This window comes from Phormidium sp. CCY1219 (assembly GCF_035615515.1).
Classification (GTDB): Bacteria; Cyanobacteriota; Cyanobacteriia; order Cyanobacteriales; family Laspinemataceae; genus CCY1219.
Genome location: NZ_JAJENT010000418.1, coordinates 40715 through 61840 on the forward strand (window position 1 = coordinate 40715; position 21126 = coordinate 61840).

17 protein-coding genes are annotated in these 21126 nt (G+C 51.6%); 10 read left to right on the forward strand and 7 right to left on the reverse strand.

All coding sequences use genetic code 11. The features are described 5' to 3' along the window. Positions 1 to 25 precede the first annotated feature (25 nt). Together LKK83_RS09425 and LKK83_RS09430 are read left to right on the forward strand one after the other, a co-directional pair. Complete coding sequence (locus LKK83_RS09425) at positions 26 to 856, forward strand: hypothetical protein (RefSeq protein WP_324630828.1); 831 nt, start codon at positions 26 to 28, stop codon at positions 854 to 856. 141 nt (positions 857 to 997) lie between these two features. Beyond that, entirely contained in the window at positions 998 to 1741 is a 744-nt protein-coding gene (locus LKK83_RS09430; protein ID WP_324630829.1) for an LmeA family phospholipid-binding protein, read from the forward strand. A gap of 130 nt (positions 1742 to 1871) precedes the next feature. Here LKK83_RS09430 and LKK83_RS09435 read toward each other — a convergent pair whose 3' ends face one another. Together LKK83_RS09435 and LKK83_RS09440 are read right to left on the reverse strand one after the other, a co-directional pair. Next, positions 1872 to 2738 carry an aldo/keto reductase gene (locus tag LKK83_RS09435; RefSeq protein ID WP_324630830.1) on the reverse strand — a complete coding sequence of 289 codons (867 nt, stop codon included), beginning with the start codon at positions 2736 to 2738 and terminating at the stop codon, positions 1872 to 1874. 244 nt (positions 2739 to 2982) lie between these two features. Continuing rightward, positions 2983 to 3765 carry an ABC transporter permease gene (locus tag LKK83_RS09440; RefSeq protein WP_324630831.1) on the reverse strand — a complete coding sequence of 261 codons (783 nt, stop codon included), beginning with the start codon at positions 3763 to 3765 and terminating at the stop codon, positions 2983 to 2985. Positions 3766 to 4025: 260 nt separating this feature from the next. Here LKK83_RS09440 and LKK83_RS09445 point away from each other — a divergent pair, with 260 nt between their 5' ends. After that, positions 4026 to 4145: an ATP-binding protein gene (locus LKK83_RS09445; protein ID WP_324630832.1), complete on the forward strand. Its 120-nt coding sequence runs from the start codon at positions 4026 to 4028 to the stop codon at positions 4143 to 4145. A gap of 104 nt (positions 4146 to 4249) precedes the next feature. On the opposite strand, the gene LKK83_RS09450 is transcribed toward LKK83_RS09445, so the two are convergent. Together LKK83_RS09450 and LKK83_RS09455 are read right to left on the reverse strand one after the other, a co-directional pair. Beyond that, positions 4250 to 5038 carry an ABC transporter permease gene (locus tag LKK83_RS09450; protein ID WP_324630833.1) on the reverse strand — a complete coding sequence of 263 codons (789 nt, stop codon included), beginning with the start codon at positions 5036 to 5038 and terminating at the stop codon, positions 4250 to 4252. Positions 5039 to 5106: 68 nt separating this feature from the next. Beyond that, a complete protein-coding gene (locus tag LKK83_RS09455; protein WP_324630834.1) occupies positions 5107 to 6105 on the reverse strand; it encodes an ABC transporter ATP-binding protein in 999 nt (332 codons plus the stop codon). A gap of 59 nt (positions 6106 to 6164) precedes the next feature. Between LKK83_RS09455 and LKK83_RS09460 the strand changes: the two genes are divergently transcribed. The 7 genes from LKK83_RS09460 to LKK83_RS09490 all read left to right on the forward strand — a co-directional run bounded on the left by LKK83_RS09460 (position 6165) and on the right by LKK83_RS09490 (position 18433). Then, positions 6165 to 6410, forward strand: coding sequence for a hypothetical protein (locus LKK83_RS09460; protein WP_324630835.1), 246 nt, complete (start codon positions 6165 to 6167; stop codon positions 6408 to 6410). A gap of 172 nt (positions 6411 to 6582) precedes the next feature. Next, complete coding sequence (locus LKK83_RS09465; protein WP_324630836.1) at positions 6583 to 11859, forward strand: PAS domain S-box protein; 5277 nt, start codon at positions 6583 to 6585, stop codon at positions 11857 to 11859. 678 nt (positions 11860 to 12537) lie between these two features. Next, positions 12538 to 13719 (forward strand): hybrid sensor histidine kinase/response regulator, encoded by a 1182-nt coding sequence (locus tag LKK83_RS09470; protein ID WP_324630837.1) that lies wholly within the window; start codon positions 12538 to 12540, stop codon positions 13717 to 13719. Between the two features lie 191 nt (positions 13720 to 13910). Next, on the forward strand, positions 13911 to 15647 hold the full coding sequence (locus LKK83_RS09475; protein ID WP_324630838.1) for a hybrid sensor histidine kinase/response regulator: 1737 nt from the start codon (positions 13911 to 13913) through the stop codon (positions 15645 to 15647). Between the two features lie 181 nt (positions 15648 to 15828). After that, positions 15829 to 17355 (forward strand): AAA family ATPase, encoded by a 1527-nt coding sequence (locus tag LKK83_RS09480; protein WP_324630849.1) that lies wholly within the window; start codon positions 15829 to 15831, stop codon positions 17353 to 17355. A gap of 90 nt (positions 17356 to 17445) precedes the next feature. Beyond that, positions 17446 to 17820 carry a DUF1257 domain-containing protein gene (locus LKK83_RS09485; protein WP_324630839.1) on the forward strand — a complete coding sequence of 125 codons (375 nt, stop codon included), beginning with the start codon at positions 17446 to 17448 and terminating at the stop codon, positions 17818 to 17820. Between the two features lie 178 nt (positions 17821 to 17998). Beyond that, positions 17999 to 18433, forward strand: coding sequence for a DUF1257 domain-containing protein (locus tag LKK83_RS09490; RefSeq protein WP_324630840.1), 435 nt, complete (start codon positions 17999 to 18001; stop codon positions 18431 to 18433). Positions 18434 to 18440: 7 nt separating this feature from the next. On the opposite strand, the gene LKK83_RS09495 is transcribed toward LKK83_RS09490, so the two are convergent. From LKK83_RS09495 to LKK83_RS09505, 3 genes are all read right to left on the reverse strand, one after another. Further along, positions 18441 to 20018, reverse strand: a complete 1578-nt coding sequence (locus LKK83_RS09495) for an Hsp70 family protein (protein ID WP_324630841.1) — start codon at positions 20016 to 20018, stop codon at positions 18441 to 18443. A 68-nt stretch (positions 20019 to 20086) separates the two neighbouring features. Next, complete coding sequence (locus LKK83_RS09500; RefSeq protein WP_324630842.1) at positions 20087 to 20854, reverse strand: XRE family transcriptional regulator; 768 nt, start codon at positions 20852 to 20854, stop codon at positions 20087 to 20089. A gap of 13 nt (positions 20855 to 20867) precedes the next feature. Next, positions 20868 to 21080 carry a DUF2997 domain-containing protein gene (locus LKK83_RS09505; protein WP_324630843.1) on the reverse strand — a complete coding sequence of 71 codons (213 nt, stop codon included), beginning with the start codon at positions 21078 to 21080 and terminating at the stop codon, positions 20868 to 20870. Between the last annotated feature and the right edge of the window lie 46 nt (positions 21081 to 21126).

Below are 21126 nucleotides of genomic sequence, written 5' to 3' on the forward strand. Positions count from 1 at the left end.
ATATGAGTTAGGAGGAAAATCTCTAATGCTAAACGTATTCACAGAGAAAAAATTGGTAAACCGTGGCGTTGGTTTCGGTACCGGTGCGATCGCCTTAGCCGTAGCATCTGCTTTATTTGTGCCCGGTTATGGGAAAACCAATGTAGCCCAAGCCAATCCGATGCTGAAGCAAAACGCCGAAATCGAAGAAGTATCCGACTCCCCGACACAATACGTCGGTGAAAGCGTCACCCTGCGGGGAAATGTAGAAGACATTATCGATCGCAATTCGTTCGTTATCCAAGAAACCGATGAGTTGATCGGCGGTGACAAAGTGCTGGTGCTGAATGCAGCGGGAGAACCGATGAACTTTGCCGACGATGAAGAAATACCCATTCAAGTCACCGGTCAAGTGCGCTTGTTTCGCGCCGCCGAACTCGAGAGAGAATTTGGCTGGGACTTTTGGGATCCCGACTTGTATGTAGAATTCGAGAACAAACCGGTAGTGATTGCCCAATCCGTTGCGTTAGCGCCGGAACCGGACGACATCCGAGAGAATCCGCAATTATTCTACGGCAAAACGATTGCAGTGCGCGGGGAAATCGACGAATATTTTAGCATTAATGCCTTTCGACTCGAGGATGAAGAATTCTTTCAAGGCGACGAACTGCTCGTCCTCAATTCTGACACCGGAAAGATGATTAATGCCGGCGATGATGTGGTAGTGACCGGCGTGCTTCGTCCCTTCGTGATGGCAGATATCGAACGAGAATTCGATGTTGACCTGTGGGATTTTGAGCTGCGAAGAGAGCTAGAAGCAGAATTCGATCGCCGACCGATGATGTACGCGCGCGAAGTTTATTCCGTAACCGACTAAGGAAATCAAATACAGCAATTCATTCTGCTGAGTTAGGCAACTCCATCCCCTCGGTTTCCACTCGAAACGGGGGGTTTTTTCAGGAATAGAGGGTGGGTAAACCTACCACACTCAGCGGTAAACAATCCTCAAATTTAAACCATGAAAAATACGAACAACAAAATGCACGAAAAAGCAGTCAGCAAAGCGGCAGAAATGGGACTGGCCAGCAGTTTGACTGAAGTAGAAGACTTGAACGTAGAAGTGCAGTGCGATCCGGGCAAGATTGTTTCCGGTCAAGTGGAAACAGTAGAAATATTAGGTGAAGGCTTGGTGATGAAACAAGACCTGCGGATGGAGAAAATGGAAGTAGAAACCGAGGCGATTTCCATTAACGCCATGCGCGCTGCGATCGGGAACATCGAACTGGAAGAACCCACAGCGGCACAGCTTCGCGTTATCCTCACCGAACGGGATATCACCCGTGCTTTTGCCTCGGATTACATCCACCAAAAACTGCAAAAGTTGCGGGTAACAATTGATGGAGAACCGAAAACCCTGGACATTCAAAAGGTAGATTTTACGTTACCGGGAAAGGGTAAAATACACCTGAGTTGTAATGTCTGGGTGCGCGAAACCGGAGAAAGCAAGCCCGTCGCCTTTACCGCAGTGCCCCAGGTGCGATCGAATAATCACGGCGCAACCCTGACGGATATTTCTTATGGGGACAAACGGGAACTTTCCCCAGAACTCACCGCCGCATTGGTGGAGAAATCCGATGACATTCTCAACCTCCGCACCTTCGAGTTATCTGGCATTTCCCTGCAACTGGAAAACCTGGAGGTTAAAAAAGGGCAAATCAAGCTACAAGCGCAAGCCTATATCGAAGAAATTCCCACAGCTTAAAGCGGTGAGAAAAAGCCGATCGCAAATGGGCGATTGAAATCGCCCGCTTTAATTAACCAGCGATCGGACATGAGATTAATTTCCCCTAGGGTGATTCCCCCTTGGGTTATCTTTTGCCCGGTATTGCGGATTAAATACCCTCTTCAATGCGTCGCACATCGTCCGGGGAAAGTTGCAATTCTACGGCCCGCACCGAGTCTTCGATGCTGGAAATTTTGCTTGCGCCGGGGATGGGAAGGATACAGGGAGATTTGGCGCGCAACCAAGCCAAGACGATACAATAAACGGAGAAACCTTTTTCCTGGGAAAGTTGTTGGAGGATGCGAATATCGGACAGTTTGCTGACGCGACTGGAACCGCCGAGGGGACTCCAGGGAAAAAAGGTGAGTCCTTCTTTTTCGCAGTATTCGAGAACGCCGTTAGATTCGGGTAGTCGATGCCAGGGATTGTACTGATTTTGCACCGAGACGATTTCGACAAATTTGCGGGCGGTTTGAATTTGTTCGACGGAAAAATTAGACAGACCAATGTAGCGAATTTTGCCCGCTTCTAGGGCTTCTTTTGCCGGGGCGAGGGAGTCTTCGATCGCGTAATTCGGATCTGCTGCGTGGTATTGCCACAGGTCGATGGATTTTTCGCCGCCGAGGGCCTGGAAACTCTCTTGAATGGTTTGGCGCAAATGGTCTGGGTTGCCGTTGCGAACCCAGTTGCCATTCGGTCGCATCAGACCGCCTTTTGTGGCAACAATGACCTGGCTGGTATCGCCGGAATACTGCTGCAGTGCTTTGGCGATTAAGCGTTCGTTATGGTGCTTGTCCGATTCATCTTTGCAGTAGGAATCTGCGGTATCGATGTGTCTCACGCCGAGGTCGAGTGCGCGATGAATCACCGCGATCGCTTGCGACTCCGGGGGGCGGCTGCTCAATGACATCGGCATCCCGCCCAATCCAATCGCACTCAAAGTGACATCGGTATTTCCCAGTTTTTTCGTTTCCATACTCTACCCCAGTTGGTTTGATTTGGTTGGGACTTCCGCAAATCGTCCCATTGAAAGTGACCTGTAGGGTAGCGTTCGAGTTTGCCACCCTACCCGTAATTTAGGTGCGAAAGTCCGGTTGTTATCTTAGTGTATATCGCAAGAGTGCCCCGATCGCGTCAGTCTTTAGATAGAGATTCGCGGCGGCGCTCCAGTTTTTCCCCGATCGCCGCCGAGTTAGGCGCGGGTGAGGCGCGGCACAATGCTAGCTCGAAGCGCTGGTGTAGAAGCGCAGGGCGAAGCGCCAGAATGCCATCGAAGCGCAAAGCAAGGCGATCGCCAGCAAAAACGCCGCCAGCATCCACACCCATTCGATGCGCCCCAACATCGCCTGGGCGGGGATGGTGGTCAAAAATGCCACGGGAACGATAAAGGTGAAGAAGAAGCGATAAGCCGCTGGATAAGCCACCATCGGAAATCGACCGGCTTCGAGCAAGCCGCGCAGCACTTCGGTTACGTTATATATCTTGACAAACCAAATACTGGTTGCCCCCAGGATAAACCACAGACTGTAGAGGCTGATGATGCCGCACAGCAGGGGAATCGCACTCACCAGATAATCCCGTGCATGCAAGTTCAGTCGGGTGCCGGCATAACCAATTACCGCCAAACCCAACAGAAAATCTGGCAATCCCCAAGGGGAAACGGTGCGCGCCGAGAGCCAAAATTGCGAACTAATCGGTTTCAAGAGTACGAAGTCTAGGGTGCCTTCTTCCACGTGACGCACGATGCGGTTGAGGTTGGGAACCAGGAAGGTGGCGGAAATACCTTGCAGCAGGGTAAAAATGCCGAGAACGATTAAGGCTTCTTCCCATTGCCAGCCGGCAAAGTTATAATTTTGGCGGTAGAATAAAAACAAGGCAAACCAACTGCCGGCTAGATTGCCCAAACTGCTAAGTGCCGCTAACAAGAAGTTGACGCGGTATTCCAGTTCCGCCGCGATCGCCGCACTCCAAAACAAGATTAAGGTCTGTAGGTATCGTTTCATTTCCAGAATCGGTTCGCCTCCAATTGAGCGTTTCTTAGGGAAAGGGACAACGAAGACCACCCGGGGTTTTCCTACAGGAAATCCGCCCCGACACTGCAGCCGCCTCACGCTCCCCAACTTTATCAAAATTTCCCAAATTTTATCAAAATCAATCGCCAAAATCAAATCATTAAAATCTATCATTTGGCTGAAACCCAAAAAAATTCGGGACAATCTCGATGCGATCGCCTCGATGCTGGTTCAATCGGAACACAACCGGATTGGGACTTGCCATTGTCTCGCGATTAGTCAAACTTTTGCAAGGCAGAATTCAGGTAGAATCGGAAGTCAATGTGGGGTCTACTTTTACCGTAATTTTGCCGATGAAATTGCAAGTTTAATCCCCGATTTCGATGTTCGTGGAATTGGTTTTGCCGGGGGGAAGTAAATCCGGTGGAAAGAACCCTGAAAGCACCGGGCGAGAAGGAATATCCCCCGGATTTTCCTACGCGCCCATCCCGGAATACTGTCGCAAACCGCGACGCCACAACCAACGATTAATGACTAAAAATATTCCCGTCCAACCCAGCATCACTGCCACACTGCGGACCGCATCAACGGGCAATCCAACTAACAACGCCGCTGGAAAATGAATCAGATAGGGAAAGGGGGTCCATTGCACCACTTGGCGCACCGGTTCGGGGAAGACTTCCAGGGGAGCAACCATTCCGGAAAGAAACAAGTAAAATAACATCCAAAACTGTTCGATCGCCACAGCGCGTTCTATCCAAAACGAAAACAAGGCAAAGGTGTATTGAATCACAAACCGCAACACAAACGCGATCGCCACCACCACACAACACAGTAAAACTTGCCCCAGACTCGGCACCCAAAATGCCTCGGGGTACAGGGCAAAAAACAATAAAATCAGCCCGATAACAAAGGGCAACCGGGCAAATCGTTCGGCGACATGGGTAGCAAAATGATGCCATACCGGATCGATGGGTTGCAGTAATTTAGGAGAAAGCTTTCCTTGCACCACTTCTTTTTCAAACTCCCAAATCACCCATACCACCGTAAATTGTCGCACCAGAAATGCGGCAAAAAAATAGCGCGCAAATTGCACCGGTTCTAAGGCAAACTGACCCGCCTGGGAGGCTTCGATCCAGATGCCCATGAGAATAAATGGCAATGAACCAGAGAGCAACCAAAATAAAAGTTCGGCACGATATTCCACCAGGTAGGCGTAATAAACCGAAAGCAGGGTTTTGGCAATTTTCAAAAATCGAGGCATGATAGGATTTTAATTGATGTGCGAATCGTTTGTATTCGATGGGCAATGCCCACCCGACGACGAGGACATTACCCGATCGCACCGGCTTGAAATACGCGACCGATGACTTCTTCGATGGGCGGATCGGTGACGGTCAAATCTAGAATATCTAACTGTGCTAAAATCTGACTGACCGTGGCGGTGAGGGAGTCGCGCCGTACCAGCAAGCGCAGGGACTGACCCTCGATGGATTCTACTTCACCATAGGTAGAAACCTGCTGGCGTAGTTTGGCTTCATCGGCGACTGGGTGAGTCAGTTCCAGTTGCACCTCGCGATAGGGGGCAAAGCGATCGAGCAAGCCGGCTAAACGACCATCATAAATCAACTCGCCGGCATAAATCAAAATCACGCGATCGCACAGGGCGGTAATATCCGCCATGTAATGACTGGTGAGCAAAATCGTCGCCCCAGTGTGCTGATTGTACTCCCGCAAAAATTCTCGTACTCCCGCCTGGGCGTTGACATCCAAACCCAAAGTGGGTTCGTCGAGAAACAAAACCTGCGGATTGTGCAACAATGCTGCCATTAATTCTGCTTTCATTCGCTGTCCCAAAGACAGTTTTCGCACCGGTTGTTTGAGTTGGGGTTGCAGGGAAAGCATTTCGCTCAATTCGCCGATGCGGCGGCGACATTCTTTATCTGGAATTCCATAAACCGCCCCATTAATTCTTAACGAATCAATCGCCGGTAAATCCCAGATGAGCTGTTGCTTTTGTCCCATCACTAAAGTGATTTTTTGCAAGAATGGTTCTTGTCGGCGATAGGGGACGTGACCCGCCACTTCCACTACGCCGCGCGAGGGGTGAATCAAGCCGGTGAGCATTTTTAAGGTGGTGGTTTTCCCCGCCCCATTCGGGCCTAAAAAACCCACCACTTCCCCGGATTCGATCGCAAAGCTGACAGATTTAACCGCTTCCACTTGGCGATAGTTCCGGCGAAAAAAATGGCGCAGGGTGCCGGTGAGTCCCGGTTCTTTGATCGGGACTGGATAGATTTTGCTGAGTTGATCCGTAAAGATAATCGACATATTGTTTAGTTTACACAACAATTTACCCTTCTGAAGCACTGCATGTTCCATCTACAGGGATGGAGGGCGGGAGGGCACCCACCTTTTCCGCAAACCGATGCATCTGGGGCGGTGGGGGCCACGGGCGTCGCGGATCCATCCCCCCAGAGACCCCCCGCCCCTCCTCCGGTTCATTGGTGCGCGATCGCGACCGTCACACCAGCTTGTCTTTACAATTTTACTGCATGTTTTCTAACTTGCGGGTTGATGAGTTTCAAGTCATTATGTGTCATGGGTTGTGGGATTTAATTCACAAACTGCAATGAAAGCCGGAATTATTTTACCAAATCTCTTCCCCGGTAAATAGAGAGAAATAACTAACGCTAAAATAAGCTCGATCCAGGTGTACAATAAGAAAAAACGACAAACTCGTAATTCATTCACCCTTTACCCTTAACCTTTCTTTATTCACAGTTATCCCAAGGACGAGAAAATCTGATGATAAATCCGAATTCCGAATCAAGGGGTGCCAATTGTGGGGAGATTGCAGATACATTTCCATCACAGCAGCGCCTTGCATTATTAGAGGAACGATGTCGCGCTCTTGAGGCTACATTACGGCAAAAAGAAAGCGAATTAAACCGATACCGCACTTTATACGACGGAAACCCGTGTTTTTACGTAATCCTGGATAGTGACGGGGTGGTGTTGCAGGTCGATCGCTGGGAGGCACAGCGTCTGGGAGACCCCCCGCCAGGGTTGACGGGCAGCTCTATGTTGCAGTGGGTGTGGCCGGACGATCGCCCTTCTTTGCAGGAAACCTTGCAGGGCGCGACCCAGGAAGGAGCCACAATGATGACTTGGGAAGGTCGGTTAGAATTTCCCGGTCGGGCCGAGGTGCGCGTCTGCGCCACGGCGATTTCTGTGGCGCAGACGCCGCCGCCCACGGAGTCGGCGGGGCGAAGGGTGATATTGATCGCCCGAGAAAATGGCGATCGCCCCGTGGCAACCGCCCCACCCTGGGATCGCGACCCGAGATACTGCCGCATTTTTGAAACCGCACCGATGGGCATGGCGCTGATCCATTTAGAAACCCATCAATTCATCGAAGTCAACCCTACCTTGTGCAACATGCTGGGATATTCCCAGAGGGAATTAACCCAACGCACTTGGATGGACATTACCCCGGAAGAAGATATCGAGGAAAATATGCGCTGGGTAAAACAAGTCATCAGGGGCGAAAATGCCAGGAAGGGACTGGACAAACGGTATATTAAAAAAAATGGCGAGATAATCTGGGCCAATCTGAACGCTACGGTGATGGGAGACGCCGAGGGCAAACCGATTTATCGGTTGGGAACGATTCAGGATATCAGCGATCGCATCGCCAGCCAATCCGCCTTGCAAGACAGCGAACAACTGCTGCAAAATGTGTTGCAAACCCTGCCGGTGGGGGTGTGGATTCTGGACAAAAGCGCTCGCATCTTGCGCGGAAATTTGGCGGGAGAAAAAATTTGGGGGGGCGTGAAATATGTCACCAGCGATCGCTATGACCAATATTGCGCCTGGTGGCCCGACAGTGGCAAGCGAATCGAACCGGACGAATGGCCGGTAAAGCGCGTATTAACCACCGGAAAAACTTGCCGCAACGATATTATGAATATCCAAAGCTTTGATGGCAAGCGCAAAACCATTTTAACCACCGCCGTCCCCCTGCGCGATCGCGCCTCGGAAATCGTCGGGGCGGTGGTGGTGGCCCAGGATATCACCGAGCAACGATTGGTAGAAAATGCCCTGTGGGAAAACCAGCGTTCCATCCAAAAAATTGCCGATGCCACGCCGACGATTTTGTATCTTTATGATTGTAGAGCCAAACAAACGATTTACTGCAACCAACAAGTGAGCGAGCTGTTAGGATACTCGCCTAAAGCGGTGCAACAAATTGAGTCGATGTTTCCCTTCGGGTTGATTCATCCCCACGATCGCGACAGCTTGAGGCATAATATCGAGCGATTAATTGCCGCACCGGAGGGAGACATCGTAGAAACCGAATACCGACTGCGCGATGCGAGCGATCGATGGCGCTGGTTTGTGGGTCGAGATATTGTGTTTACCCGCACCGCCGAAGGGGTGCCGCAACAAATTCTCGGCACTGCAACGGATATTAGCGATCGCAAAGAAGTCGAGGCGGAATTAGAACGATATCGGCTGCACTTGCAGCACTTAGTTCGCATCCGGACCAGCAAACTGATCGAAACCAATCAAAAGTTACAGGCAGAAATCGCGGAACGCATCAGGACCGAAGAACAACTGCGCGAGAGCGAAAAACGCTATCGCCTGCTGGCGGAAAATTCCACCGATCTGATTTCCACCCACAATCGGGAGGGAATTTATCGCTACGTTTCCCCTGCCTGTACCACCCTGCTGGGGTACGATGCCGAGGAATTACTGGGTCATAACACTTACGAGTTTCTCCATCCAGAGGATATCGACACCATCCAACAATGCCACGCCCGGATTTTAGAACGGGCGGTGACCGACTCCGCGATCTACCGATTCCGGCACCGGGACGGGCATTATGCGTGGTTGGAAAGCACGATGCGCGGCGTGTGGGATAGCCAGACCGGAGAATTTATCGAGATTCAATGTGCTTCGCGCGAAATTGGCGATCGCGTGCGATCGCAACAGGCATTGCAAGACAGCGAAGAACGGTTTCGCCAGCTTGCCGAAAATCTCACCGATGTGTTTTGGATGATAAGTGCCGATCGCCGCGAACTCCTGTACGTCAGTCCCGCCCTAGAGAGGATCTGCGGTCGTGCTTGTGCCAGTTTGTACGAACGCCCAGAATCCTTTCTCCAGTGGATTTATCCCCCCGATCGCCACCGAGCGATTGTCAGCTTCGCCGATTTGCCCGGGGGAAACTACGATGAAGAATATCGCATCCAACGACCGGACGGTGAAATCCGCTGGATTCGCTCCCGGGCATTTCCGGTGCGCGATGCTTCCGGGGTCATTTATCGGATTGCCGGCATTTCCCAGGATATCACGGAACTGAAACAAGCACAAGCGGAAAAAATCCAACTGATCGCCTCTTTGCAAGACAGTCAGCACTTTATTCAAAAAGTTGCCGACACCGCCCCGGTGATTATTTATTTGTACGATATTCTCCAACAGCGCAACCTGTATGCCAACCGCGAGATTGCCGAGGTTCTCGGGTACACCCCGGAGCAAATCCAGGCAATGGGAGGTGACGCGATGCCTATGCTGCTGCATCCGGAGGATTTAGAGAGGCGATCGCAGCACTTGGAACAATTCGAGCGCGCCAGCAACGGCGAAATGTTTCAGTGCGAGATCCGCATCAGAGATGCCAGGGGAGAATGGCGCTATTTGCAATGTCAGGAAACCGTCTTCGCCCGCACCGCACAAGGACAACCGCAACAAATTCTCGGGGCGGCGATCGATATTACCGATCGCGTCTTAGCCGAAGCCGCAATTCGCGAAAGTCGGGAAAAATATCGGGTATTATTTCAAGTGTTGCCCGTGGGCATTTCCGTCAGCGATAACCGGGGCAATTTAATTGAAGTTAATAAGGCTTCCGAGCGGATTCTCGGGATTTCCAAACGCCAGCATAATGGGCGACAACAGGATAGCCGAGACTGGCAAATTTTGCGTCGGGATGGGTCGCCGATGCCGACGGCTGAATTTGCCGGGGTCAGAGCGCTCAGGGAAGGACGACTGGTGGAAAATCAAGAAGCCGGGGTGGTGAAACCCAATGGGGACATCACCTGGATTCGCGTCACTGCAGCGCCCATTCCCCTGGACGGCTATGGGGTGGCGATCGCCTATATGGATATCACCGAACTCACTCAGACGATGGAAGAACTGCGCCGCAGCGAACGCAAATTTAGAACCCTGGCGGAAAATATTCCCGATATTGTGGCTCGCTTTGACCGAAACCTGCGCTATCTTTACGTCAATCCGGCGATCGCAACCGTAACGAACTCGAGCATCGCCGATTGTATCGGCAAAACCCATCAAGAGTTAGGAATCTCGGCAGAAGTGGCATCGGCGTGGAATACCATGATGCAAACCGTATTTGAAACCGGTCGCGACGCGGCGATGGACTTGGCATTTCCCACCGCCAAGGGCATCCGGTACTATCACGTTTACCTGGTTCCGGAATTTGGCGACAATAGTGAGGCACACTCGCGCCGCCTATCGGTGGAGTCGATTCTTTGTATCAGCCGGGACATTACGGTTCGCAAGCAGATGGAAGACTCCTTGAAAATGGCGCGGGCACGGCTGCAACATTTGATTGCGGTCAGTCCGGCGGCGATTTACAGTTGCAAGCCCTATGGCGATTTCCTTCGCCAGAGCTTCGCTTACCGCGCCATTACCTTTATCAGCCATAATGTGAGCGCAATGGTGGGCTACGACCCGCAGGAGTTTCTCGATGCTCCTCACTTTTGGAGCGATCGCGTTCATCCGGAAGACCTGCCCCAGGTGTTGGCGCGCGGGGCGCAGCTATCCCACGCCAAGTCTCTGGTGTGCGAATACCGCTTCCGCACTGGAAATGGTGACTATCGCTGGATTTACGATGCAGTGCAACTGGTGTGCGATGAGGCGGGAGATCCTTTGGAATTGGTCGGCTCTTGGATCGATATCAGCGATCGCAAAGCCGCCGAGGAACAACTGCTGCGCCTCAGCCAAACCGTGGAAGCCGCCCGGGACGCGATCGCAATTGCCGACCCGCACCAAACCCCATTATATCACAATCCGGCATTTGTCAAGCTGTTTGGCTATACCGTCGCCGACTGCATCGCCCTGGGCGGCCCTTGTGCCCTCTATGCCGATCCGACCCTAGGGACGGAAGTTTTCGAGGCCATTTCCCGGGGAGACGCCTGGACCGGGGAAGTGCAGATGCTCACTCGTGAGGGAGAAACCCTGGATATTTTACTGCGCGCTTATGCAATTAGCAACGATCGCGGAGAGTGCATTGGATTAGTGGGGATTCATACCGATATCAGCGATCGCAAGCGCATGGAACAAGAACTCGCCCACCATGCAGCGGAGTTGGCGCGATCCAATCGCGAACTAGAACAATTTGCCTATATCGCCTCTCACGACTTGCAAGAACCCTTGCGGATGGTTGCCAGTTACACCGAGCTTTTGTCCCGACGCTATCGCGGTCAACTGGATGAAAAAGCTGACAAATTTATTGCCTATGCCATCGATGGGGCAAACCGAATGCAGCAGCTTATCGATGACCTGTTGCAGTATTCCCGGGTGGGCACTCGAGGCAAGCCTTTTGTACCAGTAGATATGCAAGAGATTTTTACCACAGTGACCCGGAATTTGCAAATGGCGATTGAGGAGCGCGCGGCGGTGGTGACTTGCGCCGATCTGCCGGTGGTGAATGGAGACAACACTCAATTGCTACAGTTGTTGCAAAATTTAATTGGGAATGGGATCAAATACTGTGAAGCGCGATCGCCTCGGGTTCATCTGGATGTCACCTATGGCGACAACGAATGGCTCTTTTCCGTGCGGGATAATGGCATTGGTCTCGACCCCAAATTTTCCGATCGCATTTTTTTGATTTTCCAGCGCCTCCATACCCGGGAAGAATATTCCGGCACCGGCATCGGATTGGCGATTTGCAAGCGAATTGTGGAACGCCACGGCGGTCGCATTTGGGTAGAATCCCAACCCGAAATTGGTTCTACCTTTTATTTTACCCTGCCCGATTCTCTCACCGGCAATTCCGGCGCTTGAACCGACAATTATTGCTTCTTTAACGCGATTTTAACCGGGTTCCCAGCGCCAAATCCTGGTATGTTCTGTCATCGAGTAACTGATGCTATATCAAGTCCGGATAAACCCAACTTTTATAATTTCCATGCTTCCATTAAAACTGGCAAAATGGCTTGACAAATTACCAGAATTAATTCCCAAATGTTTACTCTCCTTGCCTGGGTGCCGACCCTTCCGTTAGCGCCGAATTTACAACCATTTTGCTGGATCTCGGGATACAGGCTATTCGGTGAGCTAGGAGTTGAATTTTTCCGTAAACTTCCGCCCAGTTTTTAAGGATGCCGACGATGGATATCCGGATGAGAGAAACCCTGGAACATCCCGCTGGATAAGCTTGGGGAGTTCTGGGGAACCAAGGAAAAAGAAAAGTTCTAAAAAAAACCTGCAACGGCGGGCGATCGCCCAGGGATGTCAGAATATTTTAAGGAGCAGTTGAAAAAGGGATAATTTAGAGTACGATATGAAACGGATGGGCAATTCTGTATCCGAGAGGTTGCCATCGGCGTTCCACCGTATGGCCTCCCGAATGCACCACTGATTGCCTAGGGCAGATTTGGATTGAATACCGCAATTTAGAGCTGGCAACTTGCCAGAGAAAAAAAGAGGCTGAAAGGCGACCAAATTTATTAGAGGTGTTTTATGAAACCTGAAGTGCTTCAAGTTCTGTTAGTAGAAGATAACCTGGGTGACGCCGAACTGCTGCAAGAGCTATTAGAAGAAGCAACCGGCAGTGAATTTGAGGTGAAAGCCGCGATCCGCTTGTCAGATGCCTTGACTCACTTGAGCGAAAATAACTATGAAGCGATTTTGTTAGATTTATCCCTTCCCGATAGTCAAGGACTCGATACCCTGGTGCGGGTACAAGAAGTTGCCGATCGCCAGCCGATTATTGTATTAACCGGACTCAATGACGAAGAAATAGCCGTGCGGACGGTGCGACAGGGGGCGCAGGATTATTTAATCAAGGGACAACTCAATGGCGTATTGCTCGGGCGAGCGATTCGCTATGCCATCGAGCGCAAACGAGTCGAAATGGCCATGCGTTATGCATTAGACCAAGAACGAGAAATGCGGGAATTAAAATCGCGGTTTGTCTCCACCATTTCCCACGAATTGCGATCGCCCCTGACCACGATTTTCGCCTCAGCGGACTTGCTACACAAATTTAGCTCGCGACTGAACGAGTGCAAAAAAGGGGAAATGCACCAGCAAATCAAAGCAGCGGCGCAGCGGATGAATCAGCTACTCGATGATGTGTTAACCATATGGAAAGCCGAATCTGCCGAACAGCCATTGATTCCGGTTTTGATGGATTTAAAGCAATTTTGCCGGGATTTAGTCGAGGAATGTCACATTCAACTGGAAGATTTGCAATCGTCGCACAGGGGGGAAAGCGATCGCACCATTGTATTTGTCAGCGATTGTTCCAGTTGTCCCGCCTGCGTCGATCGCAATTTATTGCGACAAATATTGAGTAACTTGCTCTCCAATGCCATCAAATATTCCCCCCAAGGCGGAACGGTGCGCCTCGAGCTAAACTGTGATGGGAGCAATGCCATTTTCCGGATAAAAGACGAAGGCATCGGCATTCCCGAGTCGGATCTAGACAAGTTATTTTCCACCTTCTATCGCGCCAGTAATGCCGGGGGGATCTACGGCACCGGATTGGGATTAGCGATTGTGAAAAAAGCGGTAGAATTGCATGGGGGTGCGATCGCCGTGAGCAGCGAAATCGGCGTGGGTTCCACCTTTACCGTCACCCTTCCCTTATCTCCCACCTTCCTCGGGAACGCCTCGCGCACCGTGGAGGAAAAATCGTGAGCGGGCGATCGCCCCTCGGGAAAACTTGTTTTAAAATCGCAATAGGTGGGTTGTCCAGTTCGATCCGACGATCGCCCGGTTTCCGGGCTGTCAACCCCACGAAATGGCAACTCAGCATCAAAAAATGTATGATATCAAGTCAAAGAACTAGAAACCGCGCAGATTCTTTAGAACGAGGCATGGGGGAGATATTGACTCACATTTTACTGGTGGAAGACCATCTCGGGGATGCTGAATTGCTGCAAGAAATTTTATCCCTCGTCAGTGCCGATCGCTTTCACATCGATTGGGTGCAACGAGTCAGCCAAGCCTTAGAATGCTTGGGTGAGGTGGGATTTGATGTGGTATTGTTAGATTTATCCCTACCCGACTCCCAAGGGTTAGAGACCCTGATGCGGGTGCAAGCCGCCGCCCCCACCGTACCGATCGTGGTGCTAACGGGTTCGAATGACCAACAACTGGCGATCGCCGCAGTTCGCAACGGCGCGCAAGATTATCTGGTCAAAGGTCAGTTAGATGGTGCGGGCATCTCCCGGGCGATTTACTACGCGATCGAGCGCAAGCAAACCTTAGAACAACTGCGACAAAGCGAAGAACGGTTTCAAGCCCTCGCCGCCGATCGCGACGCCCAAGTGCAAGAGCGCACCCGGCAATTGCAACAAGCCCTAGAGTTTGAAGCCACCCTGAAACGGATTATGGAAAAAGTCCGCGACAGCCTCGACGAAAGCCAGATTTTACAAACAGCGGTGGAAGAATTGGCGATCGGGCTAAATGTGGACTATTGCGATGCAGCACTCTATGACAGTGCTTTGCGCCTCGCCCGGGTATGTTACGAGTATAGTAAAAATTATCCCTCATTTTTGGGGCGCGTGGTGCAGATTGCCGACACGCCAGAGATTTATTCCCAATTGCTCAGGGCACAGACGGTACAGTTTTGTCCCCTGGTAATTGGTAGTGCACCCGATCGCGCCGCAATTTTAGCCACGCCGATTTTTGACGAATCCGGGGCGATCGGGGATTTGTGCTTGTTTAAACCCGCCGGGGACACCTTCAGCGAACCAGAAAGCCGACTGGTGCAGCAAGTGGCGAATCAATGCGCGATCGCCGTGCGTCAGGCGCGCCTCTATCAAGCCGCCCAAGCGCAAGTGAGGGAACTCGAACGGCTCAACCGTCTGAAAGATGATTTCCTCAGTACCGTCAGCCACGAACTGCGAACCCCAGTGGCGAATATTAAAATGGCGGCGCAAATGTTAGAAATTATTCATACCCAGCATAAATCCGCCTCAGAAACCGCAAAGGCCCCAGCCTCCCTGCTCCAACGGGGCGATCGCTACATCAAAATTTTACAAACCGAGTGCGATCGGGAAATGAAATTAATCGAAACCATCTTAAACCTACAGCGACTCGATGCCGGCGTAGAATCCATCGAACTGAGCGCCATTAACTTACAACAGTGGATTCCCTCCTTAATTGCCCCTTTTGAACCTTTGGTACAAAAACAGCAACAACGCTTGCGCCTGGATATCCCATCCACCCTACCCCCAGTGCTGTGCGATAGCGGCATGTTAGGGCGCATCCTGTCAGAATCCATCGAGAATGCCTGTAAATATACGCCCCCCGGAGAAGAAATTGCGATCGCCGTACAGCGCGATCGGCAGCACTTGCGCTTTCAAGTCAGCAACACCGGCGTGGAAATTCCCCCAGAAGAACTCCCCCATATTTTCGATAAATTCTATCGCGTCCCCAGCACCGACCCCTGGAAACATGGCGGAACCGGATTGGGATTGGCTCTCGTTCGCAAACTCACCGAACACCTCGGCGGCACCATCCAAGCCACTAGCGGCGACAGCAAAACCTCCTTTATCGTCGAATTGCCCTGGAGGTCCGCCACCGATACCGCCAATTCCCCCCTCTTCAACCCAGAATAATCGCGATCGCGGGTACCGCCCCCTTGCTATGCTAGATTGTGGGACTCGCGCCCCCTCGATCGCACCGGAAAACTGCCCTTGATTTGCAATGCTCAATCACCCTCACCCTGCCAAACCCAATCGCCCCGCCCCCTCCCACCCCCATCAACCCCACGCCGCCGCGATCGCCCAACTAGACTTGATGATTCGCGCCCGCTACCCCCTGCTTTACCTCGTCGCCGTGGAAGAAGAACCGGTGGAAGTCGTACTGCACAATGTCGCTCATTTGTCAACCCCCCAACGAAAAGTATTTTTCTGGGATATCGTGCGCGGATGGCAAGACAACAACGCCGCCAAAGGATCCGTCATGGCAGCCCTCGATCGGATCGCCAAAGCACCCCCCCAAGAATATGCCATTTTCGTACTGCGCGACTTGCACCCCATCCTCAAACATTCCGCCTCGGAAAAAAACATGCCCATCATCCGAGAATTGCGGAATCTCACCCGGGAATTAAAACGCTCTCGCAAAACCTTAATCCTCACCGCTCATACCCTCGAAATTCCCCCAGAATTGCGCGAAGAAATCACCATCATCGACTTTCCCTTACCCGACATTAACGAAATCAACTACTTAATTTCTCAATTCGTCAAACCCGAAAAACTCAACATCAATGGATTAGCCCGAGAACAATTAGTCAAAGCTTGTCAGGGATTGAGCCGCACCCGAATTCAGCGCGTCTTAGCCAAAGCCCTCGCCGCCAAACAACAAGTCAACGAAACCGATATCGATAGCGTACTCGAAGAGAAAAAACAAGCCATTCGTCAAACCGGGATTTTAGACTTTTTGCCCACCCGAGAATCCCTGAAAAATGTCGGCGGTTTGGACAATCTCAAACAGTGGGTGCAGATGCGAAAAGATGCCTTTACCGAAGAAGCGCGACGCTACGGCATTCCCAACCCGAAAGGTATCTTGCTCGTCGGCATTCAAGGCACCGGAAAATCCCTATGCGCCAAAACCATTGCCCACGAATGGCGCTTGCCTTTATTGCGCTTAGATACCGGGCGCTTATTTGGCGGCATCGTCGGCGAAAGCGAAAGTCGAGTACGTCAGATGATTCAACTGGCGCAAGCTTTGGCTCCTTGCGTGTTGTGGATTGACGAAATCGATAAAGCTTTCGGGAATATTAGTGGCGGTTCCGATGGGGATTCTGGTACCTCTCGCCGCGTGTTTGGCAGTTTGATTACTTGGATGCAGGAAAAAACCGCTCCCGTGTTTATTGTTGCTACTGCTAATAACGTGAAAATTCTGCCAGCGGAATTGTTGCGAAAAGGGCGATTTGACGAGACGTTTTTTCTGAATTTGCCTACAGAAAGGGAGCGCGAAGAGATTTTTAAAGTCCACCTGCAGCGCCTGCGCCCCAGTCGCCTGCGCGATTTTGATTTCGCTTTGCTCGGGCAACATTCCCGGGAATTTAGCGGGGCGGAAATCGAACAGGCGATCGTGGATGCCATGCACCGGGCATTTAGCTCGGTTGTGAATGGACAACGCCGGGATTTTACTACGGAAGATATCTTGCGGGAGATGGAAGAAACCGTGCCCTTAGCCGCGATCGCCCGCTCTCAAATCGAAGAGTTAAAACAATGGGCCGCCCAAGCCGGTGCCCGCACCGCCTCCAACGATACTCAGTTACTCGAAGAACTGAAAAAACAGTGGTTAAATCGACAATAAACGGGGGCGTTTGTCATTCATTGTTTTACTCGTTTATCCCAGGATATGGGGAATTCAGTTAACAGGTTCACTCAGAAGGATTAAACTACCATGTCTCATTTTACTACGATAAAAGTCCAAATCAAACAAGGGGAAATTCTGCAAGAATGCTTGCAGGAATTAGGCTATTGCGTAGAGCGCGATCGCAAAGTGCGCGGCTATGGCGGGAAAACCACAAAAGCCGATTATGTCATCAAACAACCCAATGGCTACGATATCGGATTTCGTCGCCAAGCAAACCGTTACGAACTGGTAGCGGATTTGTGGGGGGCGCGGATTAATGCCGAGGAATTGGTGAATGCGATCGGGCAAAAATATGCCTACAAAACCTTAATGACATCGGTGCAAGAACAAGGGTTTAGTGTAGAAACAGAAGAAACCTTAGAAGATGGCACGATGCGGGTTGTGGTGGGGCGTTGGATGTAGAAAAAAAGCCCCGCACCCTGAAGGGTAAGACTCAAATCAAACCTTCGCCCGCACCAAGCGGGCTATTTTGAGCAGACACCTTATGATTCGGGGCATCATCCAGCTTTTGCCGCAGAACAATCCCGGAAAAAAATGCTATCCTCAATTAAAATAAGGTATAGCCAACAGGGGTAAAGCGATGTCACATTTTAAGAGCATCAAAACCCAGATTCGCGATGTAGAGTCGTTGCGAAAAGCATTAGCGGATGTGGGATTTAGCACAGTAGAAGTCCACGATACGCCGCAAGGGCTTTACGGGTTTGAGGGAAACCTGCGCCCGGAAACCGCCGAAGTGATTGTGCGCCGAAAATATATCGGTTCTGCGAGTAACGATATCGGATTTAAGCGTCAGGTGGATGGGCAATTTACGGCGATAATTTCCAATTACGATCGCGGCAAATATTCGCAAGAGTGGGTGAATCAACTCACCCAACGCTATGCCTATCATACCTTGATTGCCCGATCCGGTACGGAAGGATTTAGCATCGAGTCAGAAGAAAGCTTAGAAGACAGGACCGAAGCGGGTGGTGGTGGGGAAATGGGTGTAGCGATCGCTGCCATTGGGTTAGTTTAAGCTCAGCTTATTGTAACTTGGCGATCGCGCCGGCGTCTACCAAGGTTTCCCCGGTGAGTACATCGCGCACGGTGGCCAACAATACCCGCTGTGCGTTAACTTCAAACTGCACCGCGATCCGATCGACCCCCAATTGTCCCGGAGGGTTCAAGCGCGCCACGCACACCGAGGAGCGATCGCGATTTAAAGCGCGAAACTGTTCTTGAGTTTGCACCTGGGTACTGGTCATCCGACCATACTCATCATACATCACTTCTGCCTGAGAAATTTCCCCCACTTCGCCGATATCCAGGCGAATTTCCCGCTGACCCTCGATCGCCACTTTTAAAATCAGGGGTTCCGCCCGCGCCGTAGGATATTTAATTCCCTTTTCAAACAAAGGATAATAAAAATGCCGCGCTTGTGCGGGATCCCAGAGACGAATCGCATAACTGTGGTGCAGATAATCCTCTACCTTAACATAATCGCGCAATGCCAGCGCGCCATGTGCCACCGCTTCGAACGGCTTATCCATTTTCACTCGCGATCGGCCAAAATAAGACAGAATTAAACTCTGCACCGCCGGAATCAAACAACTTCCGCCCACCAGCAACACTTGCTCGATATCCGATTTCGAGATGCCCTTTCCCAGGGCGATCGCCACCACCTCATCCAACGCTTGGCGCAACTGTTCTAACAACAGTCGCTTTTCCAAAATCTCCTCCAACCCTTCCCGACTCAACACCACTTCGTGAGACATAAAATTCTCATCATCAAACCAACTTTCTTTCGCCTCCTGCTGGCGAGACAATTTCATCTTCAATCGTTCGGCAATTTCTAACAAATTTTGCCATCCCACCGAACCCACTTGCGCTTTCGACAATCCAATCTGCTGCAAATACTCTTCCACAATCCAGATATCGATATCGATACCCCCCACATAAGCATCCGACTTTGCCAGTACCTCCGCCTGCAACACCTTGTTTTCCCCACTCCCCAGAGCAGTGCGAACCAGGCTCAAATCCAGGGTTCCGCCGCCAAAATCCACCACCAGCACCACCGTTCCGGGTTGGTTCACCGCATAGCCCAAAGCAGCGGCGGTAGACTCATCCACGATATTGATTTCAGGCACACCGAGTTTATCTCCCATCTCGCGAAACCAGTCGAGATAGCGCTCGAATGCGCCCACCGGCACTGCAAACACCACCCGGGAGGGTTGCACGTGAGCGCGGGCGAGTCGCTGCCAAATTTCGCCGATAAACTGTTGCGAAATAGTGGGGGCCGAGTAGCTGTATCCATCCAGCACTCGGGGCGGCGGTTGAAAGTCTGCCGCTAAATCCCGCTTAAAGCCTTGAAAGAGGCGATCGGGTTGAGCGAGTCCCAAGCGCGTGGATATCACTTGCTGTCCGACAATAAGGTGATTGCCCGGTTTCACAAACACTTGAGAAGGGATGACGGGGATTTCTCGGCTTTCCCCGTTGCGTTTCTTCATTTTAAAGATGCGCGAAATTTCCCTAAATCGGAGGGTTTCTGGGGTATTGCGGTCTGGGTTGAGGATACTGACGACGGTATTGCTCGTGCCGAAGTCGATCGCAAGAGTAGTCATAGAAAATCTGCTGGATGGTGGATGGTGGATGGTAGATGGGCGTTTCCCGTTCCCCTGCCCTCGCACGTTCAACTCTCGCTGGTGACATTCGCGGGCAAAGTGCGGCTCACTTTAGCGGGGCAGAGAATGCGATCGCCGATGCGATAGCCCACAAACCGCACGTAGGCGCGATCGCCCGGTTGAATTTCCTCCGCATCGGCTTGATGCAGTTGCGGATCGTACTCCACCGCTTCCCATACCGCACCAATGCGATCGCACCCCCAACTTTCGAGCAAATTATCCAAAGGGGCAAATAGCCCGGTGAGATTTTTCGCCGGTAAATCCGGCTTCGCCTCCACCAATTGCCGCACGGTGGGATAATTGGCGAGCAAACTTTGCAATTGCTCGAAGGTTGCATCCCGAACATCCCGCGCCACCTCAGCCTTTTGCTCCTCCAATTGCGATCGCAGTCGCAAACATTGTTGGCGCAATTGTTCCGCAACGCCTTCCTCCGGGGTGGGAGAAACCGCCACCGAGGTTGACAAAATGCCCAATTTCTGCTCCAGTTGTGCCACGGTCCACTCCAGGGCGCGCGCCAGTTGGGCGAGTTCCGAGAGTTTCACCTGTGCCAGGGACCCCCGGCGGATTTGACGCAAGCGCAGGGGATTTAAGCCGGATTTTTCCGCCAGTGCCTTCCAGGAGGGAATGTCAAGCTGCATCATCCGATCGCGCAACCAGCGATCGTGCGGCATCGACTTGCCCTTCAGCGCCTCAGACCCCACTGCGCCCAAAATCAGCAGCAAACTGCCCAACCACAACACGTAACCGAAAAAAATCAGATTCGGATCCTCTATCATCCCACACCCCTATTTACCCTTCTGTGACCCACTCTGTGGTTTCCGTGACCATATTTTCTGACTCCTGATAATATTCCGGCAGCAATTCTCGCGATTCTACCTCCCCGATCGCCTCCTCCATCGCCGCCGTAGTTTCAATACAACTGTCACCCGTGGCATTAAGCACGGTTTCGATTACTTTCCCATCTTTGCCGATGCGATATTCAACTTGGCGATATTCTGCCACGATCGCTCCCTCCTGTGGTTGCGGTTAACTGCTCATATCATGTCCG

Coding starts and splice junctions, on each gene's coding strand:
- LKK83_RS09425 (WP_324630828.1), top strand. CDS start 26: ATGCTAAACGTATTCACAGAGAAAAAATTGGTAAACCGTGGCGTTGGT.
- LKK83_RS09430 (WP_324630829.1), top strand. CDS start 998: ATGAAAAATACGAACAACAAAATGCACGAAAAAGCAGTCAGCAAAGCG.
- LKK83_RS09435 (WP_324630830.1), bottom strand. CDS start 2,738: ATGGAAACGAAAAAACTGGGAAATACCGATGTCACTTTGAGTGCGATT.
- LKK83_RS09440 (WP_324630831.1), bottom strand. CDS start 3,765: ATGAAACGATACCTACAGACCTTAATCTTGTTTTGGAGTGCGGCGATC.
- LKK83_RS09450 (WP_324630833.1), bottom strand. CDS start 5,038: ATGCCTCGATTTTTGAAAATTGCCAAAACCCTGCTTTCGGTTTATTAC.
- LKK83_RS09455 (WP_324630834.1), bottom strand. CDS start 6,105: ATGTCGATTATCTTTACGGATCAACTCAGCAAAATCTATCCAGTCCCG.
- LKK83_RS09460 (WP_324630835.1), top strand. CDS start 6,165: ATGGAGGGCGGGAGGGCACCCACCTTTTCCGCAAACCGATGCATCTGG.
- LKK83_RS09465 (WP_324630836.1), top strand. CDS start 6,583: ATGATAAATCCGAATTCCGAATCAAGGGGTGCCAATTGTGGGGAGATT.
- LKK83_RS09470 (WP_324630837.1), top strand. CDS start 12,538: ATGAAACCTGAAGTGCTTCAAGTTCTGTTAGTAGAAGATAACCTGGGT.
- LKK83_RS09480 (WP_324630849.1), top strand. CDS start 15,829: ATGATTCGCGCCCGCTACCCCCTGCTTTACCTCGTCGCCGTGGAAGAA.
- LKK83_RS09485 (WP_324630839.1), top strand. CDS start 17,446: ATGTCTCATTTTACTACGATAAAAGTCCAAATCAAACAAGGGGAAATT.
- LKK83_RS09490 (WP_324630840.1), top strand. CDS start 17,999: ATGTCACATTTTAAGAGCATCAAAACCCAGATTCGCGATGTAGAGTCG.
- LKK83_RS09495 (WP_324630841.1), bottom strand. CDS start 20,018: ATGACTACTCTTGCGATCGACTTCGGCACGAGCAATACCGTCGTCAGT.
- LKK83_RS09500 (WP_324630842.1), bottom strand. CDS start 20,854: ATGATAGAGGATCCGAATCTGATTTTTTTCGGTTACGTGTTGTGGTTG.